The sequence below is a fragment of the Rhizobium sp. C4 genome (assembly GCF_021026315.1).
Lineage (GTDB): Bacteria > Pseudomonadota > Alphaproteobacteria > Rhizobiales > Rhizobiaceae > Ensifer_A.
Map to the genome: position 1 here is coordinate 448,895 of NZ_JAJNCX010000003.1, position 19,921 is coordinate 468,815.

At 63.6% G+C, this 19,921-nt stretch carries 17 protein-coding genes; 10 read left to right on the top strand and 7 right to left on the bottom strand.

Annotated features, from left to right (window positions below; genetic code table 11):
• The first annotated feature begins 32 nt into the window (after nt 1-32).
• Nucleotides 33-620, top strand: coding sequence for a hypothetical protein (locus LQK84_RS08600; RefSeq protein ID WP_230828274.1), 588 nt, complete (start codon nt 33-35; stop codon nt 618-620).
• 96 nt (nt 621-716) lie between these two features.
• Here LQK84_RS08600 and LQK84_RS08605 read toward each other — a convergent pair whose 3' ends face one another.
• The 3 genes from LQK84_RS08605 to mutY all read right to left on the bottom strand — a co-directional run bounded on the left by LQK84_RS08605 (nt 717) and on the right by mutY (nt 3,232).
• Nucleotides 717-1,406, bottom strand: a complete 690-nt coding sequence (locus LQK84_RS08605) for an HAD family hydrolase (protein WP_230828275.1) — start codon at nt 1,404-1,406, stop codon at nt 717-719.
• 105 nt (nt 1,407-1,511) lie between these two features.
• On the bottom strand, nt 1,512-2,126 hold the full coding sequence (locus tag LQK84_RS08610) for an HAD family hydrolase (protein ID WP_230828276.1): 615 nt from the start codon (nt 2,124-2,126) through the stop codon (nt 1,512-1,514).
• A gap of 47 nt (nt 2,127-2,173) precedes the next feature.
• Entirely contained in the window at nt 2,174-3,232 is a 1,059-nt protein-coding gene (gene mutY, locus LQK84_RS08615) for an A/G-specific adenine glycosylase (protein WP_230828277.1), read from the bottom strand.
• A 189-nt stretch (nt 3,233-3,421) separates the two neighbouring features.
• Between mutY and LQK84_RS08620 the strand changes: the two genes are divergently transcribed.
• From LQK84_RS08620 to smc, 4 genes are all read left to right on the top strand, one after another.
• Nucleotides 3,422-3,922, top strand: coding sequence for a DUF721 domain-containing protein (locus tag LQK84_RS08620; protein ID WP_230828278.1), 501 nt, complete (start codon nt 3,422-3,424; stop codon nt 3,920-3,922).
• An 87-nt stretch (nt 3,923-4,009) separates the two neighbouring features.
• Nucleotides 4,010-5,128, top strand: coding sequence for an oxidoreductase (locus LQK84_RS08625; protein WP_230828279.1), 1,119 nt, complete (start codon nt 4,010-4,012; stop codon nt 5,126-5,128).
• A gap of 357 nt (nt 5,129-5,485) precedes the next feature.
• Nucleotides 5,486-6,223 carry a DsbA family protein gene (locus LQK84_RS08630; protein ID WP_230828280.1) on the top strand — a complete coding sequence of 246 codons (738 nt, stop codon included), beginning with the start codon at nt 5,486-5,488 and terminating at the stop codon, nt 6,221-6,223.
• A 255-nt stretch (nt 6,224-6,478) separates the two neighbouring features.
• Nucleotides 6,479-9,940, top strand: a complete 3,462-nt coding sequence (gene smc, locus LQK84_RS08635) for a chromosome segregation protein SMC (RefSeq protein ID WP_230828281.1) — start codon at nt 6,479-6,481, stop codon at nt 9,938-9,940.
• Here the strand turns inward: smc and LQK84_RS08640 are convergent, their stop codons facing one another.
• From LQK84_RS08640 to LQK84_RS08650, 3 genes are all read right to left on the bottom strand, one after another.
• Nucleotides 9,941-11,110, bottom strand: coding sequence for an ATP-binding protein (locus tag LQK84_RS08640; RefSeq protein ID WP_230828282.1), 1,170 nt, complete (start codon nt 11,108-11,110; stop codon nt 9,941-9,943).
• A 93-nt stretch (nt 11,111-11,203) separates the two neighbouring features.
• The gene (locus LQK84_RS08645; protein WP_230828283.1) at nt 11,204-11,812 is read right to left on the bottom strand and encodes a DUF922 domain-containing protein; all 609 of its coding nucleotides are present in this window, start codon (nt 11,810-11,812) and stop codon (nt 11,204-11,206) included.
• Nucleotides 11,813-12,047: 235 nt separating this feature from the next.
• Nucleotides 12,048-12,857, bottom strand: coding sequence for a class I SAM-dependent methyltransferase (locus LQK84_RS08650; RefSeq protein ID WP_230828284.1), 810 nt, complete (start codon nt 12,855-12,857; stop codon nt 12,048-12,050).
• 143 nt (nt 12,858-13,000) lie between these two features.
• Between LQK84_RS08650 and LQK84_RS08655 the strand changes: the two genes are divergently transcribed.
• From LQK84_RS08655 to LQK84_RS08675, 5 genes are all read left to right on the top strand, one after another.
• A complete protein-coding gene (locus tag LQK84_RS08655) occupies nt 13,001-14,140 on the top strand; it encodes an ABC transporter substrate-binding protein (RefSeq protein ID WP_230828285.1) in 1,140 nt (379 codons plus the stop codon).
• A 4-nt stretch (nt 14,141-14,144) separates the two neighbouring features.
• Complete coding sequence (locus LQK84_RS08660; protein WP_230828286.1) at nt 14,145-15,221, top strand: FecCD family ABC transporter permease; 1,077 nt, start codon at nt 14,145-14,147, stop codon at nt 15,219-15,221.
• Nucleotides 15,215-15,967, top strand: a complete 753-nt coding sequence (locus tag LQK84_RS08665) for an ABC transporter ATP-binding protein (RefSeq protein WP_230828287.1) — start codon at nt 15,215-15,217, stop codon at nt 15,965-15,967. The genes LQK84_RS08660 and LQK84_RS08665 overlap by 7 nt, the downstream gene beginning before the upstream one ends.
• 155 nt (nt 15,968-16,122) lie before the next feature.
• The gene (gene ppdK / locus LQK84_RS08670) at nt 16,123-18,792 is read left to right on the top strand and encodes a pyruvate, phosphate dikinase (protein WP_230828288.1); all 2,670 of its coding nucleotides are present in this window, start codon (nt 16,123-16,125) and stop codon (nt 18,790-18,792) included.
• 3 nt (nt 18,793-18,795) lie between these two features.
• Nucleotides 18,796-19,692 carry a DUF1499 domain-containing protein gene (locus LQK84_RS08675; protein ID WP_230828289.1) on the top strand — a complete coding sequence of 299 codons (897 nt, stop codon included), beginning with the start codon at nt 18,796-18,798 and terminating at the stop codon, nt 19,690-19,692.
• Between the two features lie 7 nt (nt 19,693-19,699).
• Here the strand turns inward: LQK84_RS08675 and LQK84_RS08680 are convergent.
• Nucleotides 19,700-19,921 (bottom strand): hypothetical protein (locus tag LQK84_RS08680; RefSeq protein ID WP_230828290.1); only part of this gene is annotated, 222 nt, incomplete at its 5' end.

Genomic DNA, 19,921 nt, shown 5'->3' on the forward strand with positions numbered 1-19,921 from the left:
ATGATGCAGGCAAGGTTTCGTGAAGGTGTGACATGACAGCGTTTGGTCTGGTTTCGAAAGGTTTGGTTGCCGCGTCGCTTCTCGGCATGCTGGCGGCCTGCAGTACCGCAGATACGAAGAATGCGCTTGGCCTCGGCGCCACGCAGACGGCGGCGCCCCAGCCGGCCGTCGTCCAGGGCAACTGCCCGCGCATCGTGCTTCGCGACGGCACGGCCTATCACGACGCCTATGTCGGCGGCACCAAGGCCCAGCCCGATGGCACCATGGACCAGGCCAAGCTGATGTATCAGGCCTCCATCGCCAACACGACACGCCAGTGCCGTCTCGAAGGTGGCCAGATGGTCATCACCGTGCAGGTCGCCGGCCGCATCGTTCTCGGCCAGGCTGGCGCCAAGGGCAATGCCAAGCTGCCGATCCGCGTTGCCGTCACCGATGGCGACAAGGTTCTCTATTCGGAACTCGTCCCCTTCGAAGCGCCGCTGCCGACCACCGAGCCTGCTGGGCAGTTCCTCTTCAGCAAGGACAACGTGACCATTCCGGCCGGTGCAGACACCGCCATGATCTATGTCGGCTTCGACAACGGCACCGACAAAGCCAATACGAAGAAAAAGAAGAAATAAGCCGCGCCTTCGACGCGGCCAGCTCTCTTCCTTCAAATGCAAAACGGGGCGTGTTCGACACGCCCCGTTTTGCATTTGATGTCCTGTGAAGTCGTCTCAGACCAGTTCGCGCCAGCCGGACAGCGCCTCGATCATCGCCGGCAGTTCCGACATGCGGGCGATCACGGTCTCCGCGCCGGCCTCCGTCAGCCGGTCGGCATGCGAGGGATAGGTATGCGATGCGCCGGTAAAGCCGATGACGCGCATGCCGGCGGCGCGCGCGGCGCTCACGCCATGAACCGAATCCTCGACCACGACGACCTTGGCCGGGCTCACATTCATCTGGGCCGCGCCATGCAGGAAGATGTCCGGCTTCGGCTTCACCCGATCCGGCCCCAGATCCTTCGCCGAATAGACATGCCCCTCGAAATAGGCCTTCAGCCCGACGCGCGTCAGCATGGCGTCCAGCCGCTGCGTGCTGGAATTGGAGCAGACGCAGCGCGGCAGCGTGATGCGCGAGAGCGCGAACTTGACGCCCTCGATGATCTTGACGTCGGTGGCAAGCTTCTGGTCGAGCAGCTTTTCCGACTTGTCGAGCAGCGAAGCCGAGAGCGGAATGGAGGCTTCCGTCTCGACGGCCAGAAGAATGTTCTTCCAGGTCATGCCGGCGAAACGCTCGGCCATCTCTTCCGTCGATATCGGGTAACCCGCCTCGGTCAGAAGCGCGGATTCAACCTGCGCTGCGATGATCTCGGAATCGACGAGCACGCCGTCGCAATCGAAAATGATGAGGTCGAAGCCGTTCATGATGGTCCAGACGTTTCCAATGGGGGTGTAAAGGCGCGCGATGCGGCAATTGCGCGCCCTTTAAACCAAAGCCGGATTGAGGGCAATGGCGACGGAAAATCCAGCCTACGCCGCAATTCCGTATCCGGCGAGGTCCTGCCGCAGCTTGTCGGCGCCGGTGAAGACCACCGATTGCCAGCCGCAGGCTTGAGCACCCGCGACATTCGGCGGGCTGTCGTCGATGAACAGGCATGCCTTCGGATCGAGGCCGAAGGCGTTGGCATGGGTTTCGTAGATTGCCGCATCCGGCTTGATCAGCCCGACGCGGGCCGACACCGTCACGCCGCGCGGCGCATTCAGAAATTCGAAGATCGTCTGCGCCTGCGCAAACGTGTCGTCTGCGAAATTCGTCAGCATCGTCACGTCGTGCCCGTCGGCGATCAGCTTCTTCATGATCGCGACGCTGCCGTCATAGGCATGCGGCACCATTTCGTGCCAGTGCCTGCGGAAGGCGCGGATATGCTCTTCGCGCTCCGGATACTGCGCAATCAGCAGCGCCTCGGCTTCAGGCCATGTCCGGCCGCGATCCTGCTCGACATTCCAGTCATGGGTGCAGACATTCTCGAAAAACCAGCGCCGCTCGGCCTCGTCGGGGATCAGCCGCTTGAACGGAAGGTCGGGATCGTAATGGATCAGCACCTTGCCGATATCGAAGACGATGTGGCGGATTTCGGGTTTCATGCGGAACCTTTCTGGAAGCCTTTGGACAGGGACCGGGAAACCCCGGGTCAGAACGCGCCGGGGATAGCCGCCTCAATTGCTTTTTTCATGACAGTGGGCAGCGCCTCCCGATCAAGATTTTCGATCTCACGCCAGAAGCCGTGATCGATCGGCAGCCCTTCCGTTTCGGCGACATGGACGCTCAGCCGCAGTTCGAAATGCGTGAAGACATGGGTGACGATCCCCGCAGGCTTCCAGTCGGCCGGGAAGGGGGCGGCGGAAAGGTCGGTCGCTCCATCCTCGCGCGCCGTCCAGCGGCTGCCGGGCACTTCCGCCATGCCGCCGAGCAGGCCTTCCGCCGGCCGCGTGCGAAGCAGGACCTCACCCTTGCCATTGATCGCGACGAAGGCCGAGCCGACGCGCACGGGCCGCGCCTTCTTTGTCGCCTTGACCGGATAAAGCTCCGGCTCGCCCTCTTTCAGCGCCTGACAATAGTCCTTGAGCGGACAGAGCACGCAGGCAGGCCGTTTCGGCGTGCAGATCGTTGCGCCCAGATCCATCATCGCCTGCGCGAAATCGCCTGGCCGATCAGATGGCGTCAACTCGACCACGCGCACCTTCATCGCCGGCTTGGAACCGGGCAGGGGCTCGCCGATCGTATAGAGCCGCGAGATCACCCGCTCGACATTGCCGTCCATGACGGCTGCCGGCCGGTCGAAGGCAATCGCTGCGATGGCTGCGGACGTGTAGTCGCCAATCCCCGGCAGTGCCCTCAGCGCTTCGGCCGTGTCGGGAAAGATGCCGCCATGGTCATGCGCAACGGCCTCGGCGCATTTCTTCAGGTTCCGCGCCCGGGCATAATAGCCAAGCCCCGCCCAGGCCTTCATCACATCCTCTGTGGGTGCGGCTGCAAGATCGTTGACGGTCGGCCAGAGCGTCGTGAACTTCTCGAAATAGGCTTTGACCGCGGCGACCGTCGTCTGCTGCAGCATGACTTCCGACAGCCAGACGCGATAGGGATCGGGCCTTATGCCCTTGCTGGCCGCCGCGGGGCTCACCCGCCATGGAAGCTCGCGATGGTGCCGGTCATACCACGCGACCAGGACTTCACTGAGGTCTTTCTGCAAAGTCTGGAGCTCCGTCCTGTCTGTCACCGGAAAGCCGGTTTCACGCACCCCGCTTCAGCCGGGGCGCCTATCTTTTTGTTTTCACACAATTCCACAAGCGAATCCGGTTCGCACTCTTGCCGGAATTGGTTTATATGTGCCGACGCAGCACGCGAGGTTCAAGCAGAACCGGTGCAAGGGACAATAAACATGGTGGAAAGACGACGGGGCGCGCAGCAGATCGCCGATGTGGCCAATGGCCTCATCGACCCCGTTCTCGCGCGCCGTGCCGGCATCAGCACCGCGCTTCTTGGCTCATGGCCTGAAATTGCCGGATCCCAGTTTGCCGATTGCACTCGGCCGGAAAAGATCGCCTGGCCGCGCCGCGACGAGGCGGGCGGCGGCAAGCCGCAGCCCGGCGTGCTGACAGTTGCCTGCGAAGGCTCCCGCGCGCTCTTCCTCACCCATGCGCAGGGCGAGCTGATCGCCCGCATCAATTCCTTCTTCGGCTTTGCCGCGATCCGGCAGTTGCGCATCGTCCAGAAGCCGGTCGCGCAGCAGCCGAGGTCCCGTCCGCTTCGCCCGCTCGATGCCATCGCCGCCTCCAAGCTCGACGACATGGTCGACGGCATGGATGACGGCAAGCTGAAGGAGGCGATCATGCGGCTCGGCCGCGGCGTGCTCTCCAGCCGCAAGCGGCCGCAGCGCTAGTCTTTCATTCCTCAATGAAAGTAAGGGTGCTTGACCTTTTGGGTTGATGACATACCTATGCGGCTCCTGCCTATGGAGTACTCCCGCATGACAACCTCCCCCAATGAAACCCTCTTCCGACCTTTCCGCCTTGGCCCGCTCGAGCTGAAGAACCGCATCGTCATGGCGCCGATGACCCGAACCTTCGCGCCCAACGGCGTTCCGGGCCGCCACAATGCCGACTACTATGCCAAGCGCGCCGCCGGCAATGTCGGTCTCATTTTGTCGGAGGGCACGGTCATTGAGCGGCCGGTGTCGCGCAATCATCCGGACATCCCGTCCTTCTTCGGTGAGGAAGCGCTTGCCGGCTGGAAGCTGGTGATTGATGCCGTTCACGCCGCCGGCGGCCGCATGGGCCCGCAGATCTGGCATACCGGTTCGACAATCGGCAAGCCTGACTGGGACCCCGGTCACCCGATCGATAGCCCCTCTGGTCTGATTGCCCCCGGCAAGCCGCGCGGCGAGCCGATGACCGAAGAGGCGATTGCCGATGCGGTGGCCGCCTTTGCGCGCGCCGCTGCGGACGCCAAGCGCCTTGGCTTCGACATGGTGGAAATCCACGGCGCCCATGGCTATCTCATCGACCAGTTCTTCTGGGCAGGCACCAATGAGCGCACCGACCGTTATGGTGGCGCAACGCTGAAGGAGCGGTCGCGCTTTGCAGCCGAAGTGGTCGCAGCCGTGCGCGCCGCCGTCGGCCCCGACCTGCCGGTCAGCCTGCGCGTCAGCCAGTGGAAGCAGCAGGACTATGCGGTGCGTCTCGCCGAAACGCCGGACGCCATGGCCGACTGGCTGGTACCGCTGGTCGAGGCCGGCGCCAACCTGCTCCATTGCTCGCAGCGCCGCTTCTGGGAACCGGAATTCCCGGAAATCGACGGCGAGAACGGCCTGAACTTCGCCGGCTGGGCGAAGAAGCTCACGGGTGCAGCCACGATCAGCGTCGGCTCGGTCAGCCTCTCGAACGACTTCTTCAACGCATTTGCCGGCCGCAATGCCGCCTCCACCGGCCTGGAACAGCTGACATCGCGCATGGAGCGCGACGAGTTCGACCTGATCGCCGTCGGCCGCGCTCTGATCAGCGATCCCAACTGGGTCGAAAAGGTCCGCACCGGTTCGCTCGACAATCTGGCCGGCTTCGAGCCGTCTGCATTGGCAGAGCTGGTCTGATCAGGAAAATGGCGGGCGGTGTTATGCCGCCCGCCTGTTCGAAACGCTTCGACAACTTCAATCGGGTCGTCTCGCAGCCGAAAGCTATTGCGGCCGGATAATCTTGCAAATGGCGAACGAGGAAGACCTCAAGAAAATGTGATTTCCCGGTGAAACGGCGCGCAATTCAAGGTTTTCAAGGGATTTGTTGATGAGGGGCTGCTTTTACCTGGCGATCACCGCAATCCTGTCGAAATTTTCATGATTTGTGCTTTGACTTGCGCCCGACCATCGGCAAAAGGTGCAGTCAAGAGCGACTTGAAAGCGGGAATGGACCGTTTTAGAGAAGCAATGCTTCAAACAATTGGATAATTGACGATGAACAACCTCATGTTGACCAAGCGGCATCTCCTCGGCGGGATCGCTCTTGCTTCTTCCGCTGCCGTTCTGGCCGCCTGCAACGGCAAGGACGAGAACAAGGAGAGCGCAGCCAAGGACGCAAATCCGGGCATCGACAACACCAAGACCGCCTCGACCACGGCGGACGCCAAGGTTCCGGAAGCCGACGGCACGGTTGACGTTGCCAAGCTGATGGCCCCCGGCCCGCTGCCGGAAATGTCGATCGGCAAGGCCGATGCGCCGGTCACCATCGTCGAATACATGTCGATGACCTGCCCGCATTGCGCCCGCTTCCAGAAGGACACGTTCCCGGGCATCAAGACGAAATATATCGAGACCGGCAAGGTGCGTTACATCCTTCGCGAATTCCCGCTTGACCCGGTTGCCGCCGCCGCCATCATGCTGGCGCGCTGCGCCCCGGCCGACCAGTATTTCCCCTTCGTCGACGTTCTCTTCCAGCAGCAGATGAGCTGGGCCGCAGCCGATGACAAGCGCGCCTCGCTGATGCAGATGTCCAAGCTTGCCGGTTTTACACAGGAGAGCTTCAACGCCTGCTTGACGAACCAGAAGCTTCTGGATGATGTGAACGCGGTTCGCGAGAAGGGTGCGAAGGATTTCGGGGTCAACGCAACGCCGACCTTCTTCATCAACGGCGCGCGTTATGCAGGGGAAATGACGGTTGACCAGATGTCGGCCATCATCGACAGCAAGCTTTAAGCGCAGTCATTCTGGGAAACCGGGCCGCGGCTGCCGCCGCGCGCCCGGTTTTTCGTTGTTTGGGCATGCCCTTCTGCCGAGCGAAAGCCCCCCTCTGGCTGCCGCCATCTCCCCCACAAGGGGGGAGACGGATGGAGTGCCCGGCACCGCCTCCTCTCAAACGGTGGAGATGGAACGCGGCAGGTGCGGCGGGTTCCTCTCCCTCCCCCTTGTGGGGAGGGTTGGGGAGGGGTCTTTTCCTGTGGGGTACGCCCCATGAAATTCAACAAGCTCCGCCTTCTCGGCTTCAAATCCTTCGTCGAGCCTTCCGAATTCGTCATCGAAGCGGGCCTCACCGGCGTCGTCGGCCCGAATGGTTGCGGCAAGTCCAACCTTGTCGAAGCGCTGCGCTGGGTGATGGGGGAAAACTCCTACAAGAACATGCGCGCGTCGGGCATGGACGACGTGATCTTCTCCGGCTCCGGCAATCGCCCGGCGCGCAACACCGCCGAAGTCGGCCTTTATCTCGACAATTCTGACCGCACGGCACCCGCCGCCTTCAACGATGCCGACGAAATCCAGGTGACGCGCCGCATCGAGCGCGAGCAGGGCTCGGTCTATCGCATCAACGGCAAGGAAGCCCGCGCCAAGGATGTGCAGCTGCTCTTTGCCGATGCCTCGACCGGCGCCCGCTCGCCCTCCATGGTGGGGCAGGGCCGCATTGGCGAACTCATTCAGGCCAAGCCGCAGGCCCGCCGGCAATTGCTGGAAGAGGCCGCCGGCATTTCGGGCCTCCATTCCCGCCGCCACGAGGCGGAGCTGAGGCTGCGTGCCGCCGAAACCAATCTCGAACGTCTCGATGACGTGACCGCGCAGCTCGAAAGCCAGATCGAAAGCCTGAAACGCCAGGCCCGTCAGGCAACCCGCTTCAAGCAGCTTTCCGCCGATATCCGCGCCCGCGAGGCCATGCTGCATCACATCCAGTGGACGGATGCCAGGCAGGCCGAGGCGGAGGCAACGACGGCGCTCAACGAGGTGACATCCATCGTTGCCGAGCGCGCGCAGGCACAGGCCGAAATGGCGAAGAACCAGGCCGTGGCCGGGCTTCACCTGCCGGACCTGCGCGAGGCGGAGGCGAGGGCGGCGGCTGCCCTGCAACGCCTGCAGATCGCCCGCACCCAATTGGAAGAAGAAGCCTCCCGCATGGCGCGCCGCCGCGACGAGCTGGAGCGCCGCCTGCTGCAGCTTTCCGGCGATATTGCCCGCGAAGAGCAATTGCTGGCCGACAATGCCCGCTTCCTTGCCGAACTCGATGCGGAAGAGGGCGATCTGGCCGCCGAAGTCGAAGGCGCTGCCGAGCGCGCCGAGGAACTGGCCGCTGCCGTTGCGGAAGCCGGCGGTGCGCTGGCCGAAGCCGAAGCCGTCTTTTCCGGCCTCACCGCCGAGCGCGCCGAGGCCGCAGCCTCCCGCCAGCAGATGGAACGCTGGCTTTTCGATCTCACCGAACGCGCCGGCCGGCTGACCCGCCAATTGCAGGATGCCGCTCGCGATCTTGACGCCGCCGAGCGCGAAATCGCCGACATGCCGGACCCGTCGAGCCATCGCGAAGCCGTGGCCGAGCTGGAGGCCATGCTGGAGGAAAGCGCCGAGGCTATTGCGGCGGCGGAAGACGCCATTGCCGGTGCGCGCGATGCGGAGGCCGAGGCGCGCAGCGGCGTCGACATGGCCCGCCAGATCCTCAACGGACTGGAAACCGAGGCCCGCACCATCGAGCGCATGCTGGAGGCAGGCTCCGCCGGTGGCGATTACGTGCCGGTTGCCGACCTTCTCTCCGTCGATCGCGGCTACGAGACCGCGCTGGGTGCCGCCCTTGGCGAAGATATCGATGCACCGGCCGACGCCCGCGCTGCCCGCCACTGGGGCGCGCCGCTCAATGCCGCGAGCGACCCGAAACTTCCGGAAGGCGTTCCCCCGCTCTCCGATTTCGTCCGCGCGCCTTCGGAACTGGCCCGGCGTCTCGCACAGGTCGGCGTGGTCTCAGCCGGGGAGGGTGCTGCAAAGCAGGCGCTCTTGAAGCCCGGCCAGCGGCTGGTCTCGAAGGAAGGCGCACTCTGGCGCTGGGATGGTTTCGTCTCCGGGGCCGATGCGCCGGGCGCTGCCGCCCTGCGTCTGGCCCAGAAGAACCGGCTGGCCGCCCTTGCCGACGAGATCGTCGCCGCCCGCGAGGCCATGCTGGTCGCCGAGACCGCGCACCGCGCCGCAGCGCAAGCCGTGGCACTGGCGGAAACCCAATTGCGCGACACCCGCGAGGCCGAACGCCACACGCAGCGCCGTCTGGTCGAGGCCCGCGATGCGCTCTCCAAGGCCGAGCGCGCGGCCCTCGAAATCGCCCGCCGTCGCGATACGCTGGCCGAAAATGTCGAGCGGCTGACGGGCGAGCTTGAGGAGCTGAAAGCCCAGGAAGACGAGGCCCGCGAAGCCATCGCCGAAACGCCCGACCTTTCCGGGCTCGACCTGAAACTCTCGCAGGCACAGGCCGAGGTGGCCGCCGGTCGCGGCCGGCTCGCCGAAGCACGCGCCGCCCATGATGGTCTGGCGCGCGAAAACGACATGCGCCGCCGCCGCATCGGGGCCATCGCGCAGGAACGTTCGGCATGGAAATCCCGCGCCGACAATGCTCAAACCCAGATCGCCGCCCTGAAGGCACGCGGCGAGGAATCCCGCGAAGAGCTTGAGGGTCTGGAAGACGCACCGGAAGAGATTGACGACAAGCGCCGCCGGTTGCTCGATGAACTGGTGAAGGCCGATGCCGCCCGCAAGGAGGCGGCCGACCGCCTGGTTCTGGCTGAAACGGCTGGCCGCGATGCCGATCAGGCCGCCGCCATGGCGCTTTCGGCGCTGGCGGAAGCCCGCGAAAAGCGCGGCCGTGCCGAAGAACGTCTCGTCTCCGCCCGCGAGCGCCGGCAGGATGCCGAAAACCGCATCCGCCAGTCGCTGCAGATCGAACCGCATGACGTCTTCCGCCTGACCGGCCGGCCGCATGGCGCACCACTGCCGGACCCGCGCACGGTGGAAATCGAGCTCGACCGCCTGCGCATCGAGCGCGAGCGTCTGGGCGCCGTCAACCTGCGCGCCGAGGAGGAGCAGATCGAACTCTCCGACCGGCTGAAGGCGCTGATCCGCGAGCGCGACGACGTGGTGGATGCGATCCGGAAACTCCGCGCCGCCATCCAGAACCTCAACAAGGAAGGCCGCGAACGGCTGATTGCCGCCTTTGATGTGGTCAATGCCCAGTTCCAGCGCCTCTTCACCCATCTCTTCGGCGGCGGCACGGCGGAACTGCAACTCATCGAAAGCGACGACCCGCTGGAAGCCGGCCTTGAAATTCTCGCCCGCCCGCCGGGCAAGAAGCCGCAGACCATGACGCTGCTGTCGGGCGGTGAACAGGCGCTGACCGCGCTCGCCCTCATCTTCGCCGTCTTCCTCACCAATCCGGCACCCATCTGTGTGCTGGACGAAGTGGACGCGCCGCTCGACGACCACAATGTCGAGCGCTACTGCAACCTCATGGACGAAATGTCCGCCTCCACCGAAACCCGCTTCGTCGTCATCACCCACAACCCCATCACGATGGCCCGCATGGACCGCCTCTTCGGCGTGACGATGGCCGAGCAGGGCGTATCGCAGCTTGTGTCGGTGGACTTGCAGACGGCCGAGCAGCTGCGCGAGGCAGGTTGATCAGGCCGCTTCCTGTCTCTGGAGATATTCGGAAAAGAGCGGCACGGTGAAATCGATCTCGCCATAGGCCGGGCTGTAGATCATGCCCTTTTTGATGACGCTGGCGCGGACCGGGCCGAAACGTTGCTGCGCATCGCCCAGTAAGTCAGCCACATCGGACGACTTGTAAGGGCCGCTGCCGAGCCTCGCCATGGCGCGAACATAGTCTCGCTCCTTTGGCGTCAACCGATCGAAGCGCACTTTGAAAAAGCCCTCGTCCAGACGGCGAAGCGCCGACTTCGAGGCCGCTTTGGCGATATCGGGCCCGATGGGTGACTTTTCAGCCAGGTTCCACGCCTGATAGCCCCATTCCTGCAGATAATAGGGATAGCCGCGCGTCTCGATGAAAATCGCGGAAAGCGCCTCGGCCGAGATCTGCTCGCCTTCATCTGTGATCGGATTGCGAACGGCGGCAATGGCGGCCTCTTCGGTCAGCGCACCAACGCGCGGATAGGCAAAGAGCCGTTCCGCATAAGACTTCGCATCGCCTGAAAGCGATGCGATTTGCGGCAGGCCTGCGCCGAAGAACAGAACCGGGAGATTGCGCTGGGTGATCTTGTGCATGGCAACGATGAGTGCCGAAAGATCGGGCTGTTTGAGATATTGCAGCTCATCGATCAGCAGAACCCAGCCTCGACCGGCGGCCTTCGCGGCGTCTCCGACCCGGACGAAAAGCTCGGGCAGGTCGAATTCCAGATTGCCGCTATCGGCCACGCCCGGTTCGGGATCGACTGCTATGGAAAAGTCGCCGACCTCCACCTTGAAAGTCCGGGCAAAGCTGCGCAGCGCCCGCATCCCGAAATAGGCGGCGGCTTTTGCCGTTTCGCTGAGCGACAGCTTGCGCAATGTCTGCTGGATCATCGGATAGAGAAGGGCGGGCAGGGACCGGTCTTCCGGCGCCTCAAGCAGGGAGGTGAGATAACCGTGCTCTTCCGCGATTGCCTCGATCTTGTTGAGCAGAACGGTCTTGCCCACGCCGCGAAGCCCGAGAAGGATCTGCGACTGATCGGACTTGCCCTGCAAAACCCGTTGCAGGGCGACATTCGCGTTGCCGATAATGTCATCCCGGCCAGCCAGTTCAGGCGGCTGTGATCCCGCGCCGGGCGCAAACGGATTTCGGACCGGATCCATGTTTCTAGAAACCTCTATGCAGATATAAGACATGTTTCTTATATCGATTTATAACTTTCTAGAGGCGTCCACGCAAGAGAGCGTGAGTCCCACTCACCCCCCATAAACAAACGTCATCACCAGCCGCCGCACATTCCCGCCATCGCCCATCTCGGTTTTGTCAAAGGCGGCATCCTTGCCGCTCTTTTCCTTGAAAGCGGCGCCCATGCGGCGGGTGAGTTCGGCGCGGACCTTCTTGCAGGACGGGTCGTTGGCCGCACTCAGGTTCGCGGTCTCGGCCACCATGCGGCGAACCATCTGCATGATGAACTGGCCGTGCTGGCGTTCATGCGTCTCGATGCCAGCCTCGAAGCGGTCCCAATTGGCCTTGACGGAGGGCGCCAGCTTTCCGGCGGGCTTGGGGAAACGGTAGATGATGGTGACGTTCGGCACGTTGCGGGCCAGCTGGCAGCCGCCCGTCGCATCGTTCTCGTAGGCGCGGTCCCAGGTCAGCTTGAAATCCGTGTAGGCAATGGCGCGCACCTTGCCGCCGCGCACCATCGGTCCCTTGTCGCCAATCGACTTGTAGAGATCGAGTTCCGTCTGGCCGGATATGGCGTAGCGCTCGATCTTTTCCGTTGGCTTCCAGCCGCCGACTTCCTGTGCGGCGAGGGGGGAGGCGGCAAAAAGAGCAAATGCGAGGGCCAGAACGGTCCGGGACATGCGAGGCGAATCCTTCTTCAAAAGAAGGCAAACCATAAAGCAAACCTTCCTCGTGCGGAATCCGCGATCCGTGCCGAGCCCCTCACCCCGCCTCCGCTATCGCTCGGCGGACCTCTCCCCGAGGGGAGAGGAGGAACGCCAGCGCTGCGGCATGCTCCCTCTTCTCCCCTTGGGGAGAAGGTGGCCCAAAGGGCCGGATGAGGGGTCCCGCCCGCTCAAACCTCGAATTAACCGATCACTTCGCTTTCGTCGCCACTACCGCATAGCGATGCTGTGTCGCCCGTTCCAGGCTCTTGAAGAGGCTGAAATTCTTCCGCTGCGCCTTGTGGATCGCCCGCATGTCGGTGTCGATCACCACGGTTTCGAAGCCTGCTTCCTTCAGCAAGTCGGCGACAGCCTCGGCGCGCGCGCCTTGCGAGAAATAGACGCGCGAGAGAATGCTTTGATGCGTCGCCGCCATGTCGGACGTGGTTGCGCCATGATGCTTGTCGCGGGCAAGGCCGAGATGGGCGGCCAAGGCCGCGAGCTTTTTGGCGAGCTGAGCCACCGGGCCGGGATTGACGAAATCGCCATCCACGACCAGCACCTTGCCACCCGGTTTCAACACGCGATGCCACTCGACAAAGGCCGCCTTCGGATCGACCAGTGTCCACACGAGATGCCGATTGGTGATCACGTCATAGGTCTCATCCGGCTCCATCGTGTTTTCCGCGTCTCCCATGACGAAGCGGATGGGGCGGGCATTGCGCTTGGCCTTGGCGCGCGCCAGCGCCAGCATGGGGTCGGCCCAGTCCATGCCGGTGACGGCAAACCCGAGCCCGTCGAGAAGATGTGACACGACGCCCGTGCCGCTGGCGAGATCCAGCGCCTTGCGCCCGTCGCCCGTGCCCAGATGGCGCATGAAGAGCCGCCGCCAGGCCTGGCGTTCTTCCTCGGAAAAAATCTCGTGGCCGGGCTGCTCGTCGAAGGTCGCCGCGCGCGCCGACCAATAGGCCTTGATCTCGTCGCGCAGCGAGAAATTTGCTCCCTCCGTCGTCCTGGCCATCGTCTTCTCCATCTCGACACTCACAGTCTGGAATTGTTCCAAAAGATAATTCTTGACTGAGATTATCAACATATCTAGTCAAAACATGATCGCATTTATCAAGATAAATTGCCGGCTTCAAGCGGCAGTTTGAGGGTAGAAACATGAAATATATCAACAAGGTGGCTCTCGCCGCCTCGGCTTCGCTCGTCCTTTTTTCCGACTTCGCCTTTGCCGGCGAGAAAACGGAAATCACCGACATCACCGGCCGCAAGGTGACGGTCTCGCTTCCCGTCGAGCATGTCATTCTGGGCGAGGGCCGGCAGATCTATTTCACCGCGGCGCTCGACACGGATGCCCCCTTCAAGCGGGTCGTCGGCTGGCGCGATGACTTCAAGAAGGCCGATCTCGACGGTTACAACGAATATCTCGAGAAGTTTCCGGAGATGGCCAAGATCCCGACCTTCGGCGGCATGAAGGACGGCACGTTCGATATCGAGCAGGCGGTGTCGCTGCACCCGGATGTCATCATCATGAACATCGACGCCAAGTCGGCGACGGAAGAAAGCGGCTATATCGAAAAGCTCGCCAAGGTCGGCATTCCGCTCGTTTATGTCGACTTCCGCGAAAAGCCGATGGAAAACACCGAGCCGTCCATGCGCGTCATCGGCAAGCTCTTCGGCAAGGAAGCCCGCGCCGAGGACTTCATCAAGTTCCGGGCGCAAGAAATCGCCAAGGTGACGGACGTTCTCGCCAAGCATCCGGACGTCAAGAAGCCGCTCGTCTTCATGGAACGCGCCGGCGGCTATTCGGATGATTGCTGCATGTCCTTCGGCAACGAGAATTTCGGCAAGATGGTTGGACTCGCCGGCGGCATCAACCTCGCCAAGGACATCATTCCCGGCACCTTCGGCAATGTGAACCCCGAGCAGATCATCGCCTCCAATCCCGACCAGGTGATTGTCACCGGCGCCAACTGGGAAGGCTATGTCCCCGGCGGCAAGTGGGTTGGCGTCGGCGCAGGCGCCGACAAGGCCAAGGCGCGCGAGAAGCTCGCCGCCCTCATGCAGCGCCCGGCCTTCACCGGCATCAAGGCGGTCAAGGACGGCAATGTCCACGCCGTCTGGCACCAGTTCTACAACAATCCCTACCAGTTCGTCGCCATCCAGCAATTCGCCAAGTGGCTGCATCCGGACCTCTTCAAGGACCTGAACCCGGAAGCGACCTTCGCAGAACTGCACAAGCGCTACCTGCCGGTCGACTATCGCAGCGGCTACTTCGTCTCGCTGAATGCCGGAGAATAAGCACATGGCAATCCTCGCGGCCGAAACGCCGGCGGACAAGGCAACAACGGGGCGCGGTCAATACCGCGCCCTCGTTCTGCGTCGCATCCTCATCCTCGTCGGCATCGCGCTGGCGCTGTGCATCACGCTCACGCTCGACATGGCGCTGGGCCCGGCGCGCTATACGCTCAGCGAAGTTCTCTCCGCACTCACAAACCCCTCTGCCGTCGCCGAGCAGCTGCGCGTCGTCATCTGGGACATCCGCATGCCGATCGCCCTGATGGCGATCACGGTGGGCGCCTCGCTGTCGCTCGCCGGCGCGCAGATGCAGACCATCCTCGCCAACCCGCTCGCCAGCCCCTTCACGCTCGGCATTTCGGCCGCCGCCGGCTTCGGCGCGGCGCTGGGCCTCGTTGGTGGTGTGGCGCTGTTTCCGGGCGCGGTCGAGCTGATGGTGCCGATCAACGCCTTCGTCATGGCCATGGTCGCCTCCATGTTCATTTACGGCGTCTCGACCCTGCGAGGCGTCACCGTGGAGACGATCGTGCTGCTCGGCATCGCGCTCGTCTTCACCTTCAATGCGGCGCTTTCGCTGATGGAATATCTGGCGTCTGAACAGGCGCTCGCCGCCGTCGTCTTCTGGACCATGGGCTCGCTCACCAAGGCGACCTGGACGAAGGTCGCCGTTACCGGCGCGATCCTCGTCGTCTGCGTCCCGCTCTTTGCGCGTCAGGCCTGGCAGCTGACGGCGCTGCGCCTCGGCGACGACAAGGCCGCCAGCTTCGGCGTCAATGTCCGCCGGCTGCGGCTGGAAGCACTCATCATCATCAGCCTTCTCGCCTCCATTCCGGTTTCCTTCGTCGGCACGATCGGCTTTGTCGGCCTTGTGGGCCCGCATATTGCCCGCATGCTGGTGGGTGAGGACCAGCGCTTCTTCCTGCCGGGTTCGATCCTCTGCGGCGCGCTGCTCCTGTCGGCGACGTCCGTCGTCAGCAAGATCCTGATCCCGGGTGCGGTCCTGCCCATTGGCGTCATCACGGCGCTGGTCGGTGTGCCCTTCTTCTTCTCGCTCATTTTCACGCAGAGGCGGCGCGCATGGTAAGCCTGACGCTCAACAATCTCGGCGCATCCTATGGCCGAACCCGCATCCTCGACGGCATTTCGACCGGCAAGCTTGAAGGCGGCTGCCTGACGGCTGTCGTCGGCCCCAATGCGGCGGGCAAGTCGACGCTGTTCAAGCGCATCGCAGGCCTGATCAAGGGCGACGGCACGGCCACGCTGGAAGGCTCCAAGCGCGGCCGCGACGGCATCTGCTACATGCCGCAGGACACCGGCGCCAATGCGGTCCTCACGGTCTACGAATCCATCGTGCTCGCCTCCCGGCAGAATGCCGGCTGGCGCGTCGGGGAAGGGGACCTTGCCGAAATCGACCGCCTGCTCGAAAGCCTCAACATCGCCAATCTCGCCTTCCGCAATCTCGGCGAGCTCTCCGGCGGTCAGCGTCAATTGGTGGCCATTGCCCAGGCGCTTGCCCGCAATCCGGAAGTGCTGCTGATGGACGAGCCGACCTCGGCGCTCGACCTGCATCGCCAGATCGAAGTGCTGGATTTCATGCGCCGGCTGGCGGCCAAGCGCGGCATGGCGGTGCTGATCGCCATCCATGATCTCAATCACGCGCTGCGCTATTGCGACCAGACGCTGGTGATCGCCGGCGGCCGTCTCATTGCGTCCGGACGTACCAGCGAGATCGTCACGGCGCGGATGCTGCGCGAAACCTATCGCATCGATGCCCGCATCGAAACCTGCTCCCAAGGCCTGCCGCATGTCATCGTGGATGCGGCGGCGTGACCCCTGCAGCGCACAAATCGCCCATTTGTGCGCTGCAACAAAATATGACCAACTTCCCATTTCCTTTTTTATAGCCATACTTTAGTGTCGCTTGTCTCAAGATGAGTCCGGCGACGGAGCGGCACTCGCGGGAGGCGGGGAGCAGGTAGGCGAGAATGAGGAAATGGGTCTATACGTTCGGCAACGGCCAGTCCGAAGGCAGTGCCGGCGAGCGTGATATTCTGGGCAGCAAGGGCGCCAATCTCGCCGAAATGGCGAGCCTCGGCCTTCCCGTGCCGCCGGGTGCCACGATCATTTCCCCCGCCTGCACCTGGTATGCCGAACATCAGCGCCATTTTCCCGAGTCGCTGCCCAAGCAGGTCGATCAGGCCGTGGCCGAAATCGAGCGCATGTCCGGCCGAACGCTCGGCAGCAAGACGGCGCCGCTTTTTCTCGCCGTGCGCCCCGGTTCCCGCGTGCCGATCCCCGGCATGATCGAAGCGATACTCAATCTCGGTCTGAACGACGAAACCGTCGAGGCGCTGGCGAAGGAAACCGGCGATCGCCGGTTTGCCTATGATTGTTACCGCCGCTTCATCGGCAGCTATGGCGATGCGGTCATGGGGCTCGATCGCGGCTATTTCGAAGATATCGCCGAGGCCGAAAAGCGCACACGCGGCATCAGCCTCGATACCGACCTCGACACCGATGCGCTGATGGCCATCGTCACGGCCAAGAAGGCTTTGATTGCCGAAGAACTGGGCGAGGCGTTTCCGCAAGATCCCCGCGAACAGCTCTGGGCGGCGATTTCGGCGACCTATCAGGCCTGGCTTGCACCCCGCGCCAGCGCCTATCGCGCGCTGCATGGCATCCCGGTCGAATGGGGCACGGCGCTCAATCTTCAGGCCATGGTCTTCGGCAATCGCAATTCAGCCTCGGCCTCCGGCATAGCGCTGACACGCAATCCCGAGACGGGCGAAAAGGTGCTCTCCGGCGACTACCTGCCGAATTCGCAAGGCAGCGAACTGGCGCTCGGCGAGCGCAAGCTGTTTCCCGTATCCGGTCGCGCGCATGCCAACGGCAATGCCGGGGTCACCTCGATGGAGGCGCAGTTCCCGGCAGCCTATGCGCAATTGCGCGACGTCGCCGCCAAGCTCGAAGCGCATTATCGCGACATGCAGGATATCGAATTCGCCGTCGACGATGGCAAGCTGCATGTGCTTCAGGCCCGGCCCGCACGCCGCAGCGTCAAGGCAAGCCTCCGGCTCGCTGTCGAGATGGTGGCCGAGCGCCTGATCACCCGCGAGGAGGCGATTTCGCGCATCGATCCGCTGTCGCTCGAACAATTGCTCCACCCGGCCATCGACCCCTCCGTCGAGCGAAATGTCATCGGCACCGGCCTGCCGGCCTCTCCGGGGGCGGCGTCGGGCGAAATCGTCTTCACCTCGGAAGATGCGGTGGCCTTCTACCGCGAGGGCCGAAAGGTCATTCTGGTTCGCGCCGAGACAAGTCCGGAAGATGTGCACGGCATGCATGTCGCCGAGGGCGTTCTGACGCTCCGCGGCGGCGTCACCAGCCACGCGGCCGTGGTCGCGCGCGGCATGGGTATTCCTTGCGTCGCCGGCGCATCGGGGCTCCGGATCGACACGGCGGCCGGCACGCTGACCGGTTTCGGCGTGACGCTGCAGAAGGGCGATTTCATCACCATCGACGGCTCCCTTGGCCAGATCATCAACGGTGAAGTGCCGATGATCCAGCCGGAGCTCTCCGGCGACTTCGCCGAGATCATGGAATGGTCGGACGCGATCCGCCGCCTCGGCGTCCGCTCCAATGCCGATACGCCGGCCGATGCGCGCGGTGCGCGCTCCTTCGGCGCCGAAGGCATAGGCCTTTGCCGCACCGAGCACATGTTCTTCGAAGAAGGCCGCATCAACGTGATGCGCGAGATGATCCTGGCCGAAGACGAGGACGGCCGCCGCGCGGCACTCGCCAAGCTTCTGCCCATGCAGCGCTCCGACTTCATCGAGCTGTTCGAGATCATGCATGGCCTGCCGGTGACGATCCGCCTTCTCGACCCGCCGCTGCATGAATTCCTGCCCAAGGCGAGCGAGGACATTGCGGAAACGGCTGCCGCCGTCGGCATGGACGAGGACAAGCTCCGCCGCCGCATCGAGGACATGCACGAGTTCAACCCCATGCTCGGCCATCGCGGCTGTCGCCTCGCCATCTCCTATCCCGAGATCGCCGAGATGCAGGCGCGCGCCATTTTCGAAGCCGCCGTCAAGGCCGCCGAAAGCACAGGCGCTGCCGTCGTTCCGGAAATCATGGTGCCGCTCGTGTCGCTCAGAACCGAGCTCGACTATGTGAAGGCCGCCATCGACAATGTCGCCAGACAAGTGGCCGAGGAAACCGGCGTCTTCATCGACTATCTCGTCGGCACGATGATCGAGCTGCCGCGCGCAGCGCTCCGCGGCCAGGAGATTGCCGAGGCGGCCGAATTCTTCTCCTTCGGCACCAACGACCTGACGCAGACCACATTCGGCATCTCGCGCGACGATGCCGGCGGGTTCCTGACCACCTACAAGCGCAAGGGCATCATCGAGCAGGACCCGTTTGCCTCGCTCGATTTCGATGGTGTCGGGGAATTGATCAGGATCGCCTCCGAGCGCGGCCGCAAGGCGCGCAACGATCTGAAGCTCGGCATCTGCGGCGAACATGCCGGCGATCCGGCCTCGATCCGCTTCTGCGAGCAGACGGGGCTCGACTACATTTCCTGCTCGCCCTTCCGCGTGCCGATTGCGCGTCTTGCCGCAGCCCAGGCCGTCACCGGCACCTCAGCGAGATAAGCGATGGCAATCGAATACGTCCGGCCTGTCTCCCATGTCGCCTTCTGGGCGCGACGGATCGCGCTCTTTGCGCTGATGTTCATGCTCGCCTCCTGGCTGTCGACGCGTTTCGGTCCGGTGCTGGAGGTGCATTTCCTGGCGCTGTATCTCGCGGCCTGCGCCTTGGCCGTGCTGGCGCTGCTCGGGGCCTTCATCGGTCTCGTCAATCTCTGGCGCGTCGGCGCGCGAGGCGGCAAGTCCTCGATCGCCGCCGTTCTTCTCGCCGTGCCGGTGCTGCTGCCGGGCGCCTATGCCGGCTGGCTCTACAAGTCGCATGCCAAGATCTACGAAGTGACGAGCGATCTCTCCGATCCGCCGGCATGGATCAAGGTGCCGGACTACGACCAGCTCTGGCTCGGCCCCCGCCCGCCCGCCGATGATCTCGCCCTGCGCGAGGCGCAGTATGTCGCCTATCCCGGCCTGATCACGCATCGCTACGATGCCGCGCTCGATCGTGTCGTGAAGGCGGTTCGCGAGGCTGCAGCCGACCGGCGGATCAAGTTTGTCGAGGAGAACGTGCCGACCGCCATCCGCGAGCGCGAAGAGGAAGAAGCCCAGCCGGAAGTGCTGGGTGGCATTCCCGTGCCGCGCCGCCGGCCGAGCAATGTCATCACCGTTCCCGGCGCCACGCCTTCGAAGCCGCAGATCCCGATTGCCGTCTTCCAGGGCGTCGTCACCGACCGGATCACCGGCTTTCCCTATGATGTCGTCATCCGCGCCCGCGAGGCCGGCGACAGCACGCTGGCCGATATCCGCATTGCCGCCCGCTATGGCCGCGCTGATCTTGGTGTCTCCGCCGCGAAGGCCGATGCCTTCCTGAAGGCGCTGGACGAGGCGATGCTGGGTTCGGCGGACGATTGATCTGCCGCTAGGGCAATTCCAGCAAAAGTGGAAACCGGTTTCGTGTCCGGAATTGCGTAAAAACAAAGAGATAGAGCGTCTTCGCGTTTCCATGAAACGCGGAAACGCTTGTCTTATGATTTTCTGGCTTCTTCGTGAGATAAAGAAGCGCCGGAGAGGACGGCCATCCTTCTCCGGCGATGGGGGATGGATCGTGAAATGCGAGGCCGCCATTCTTGCGAATGCCGGG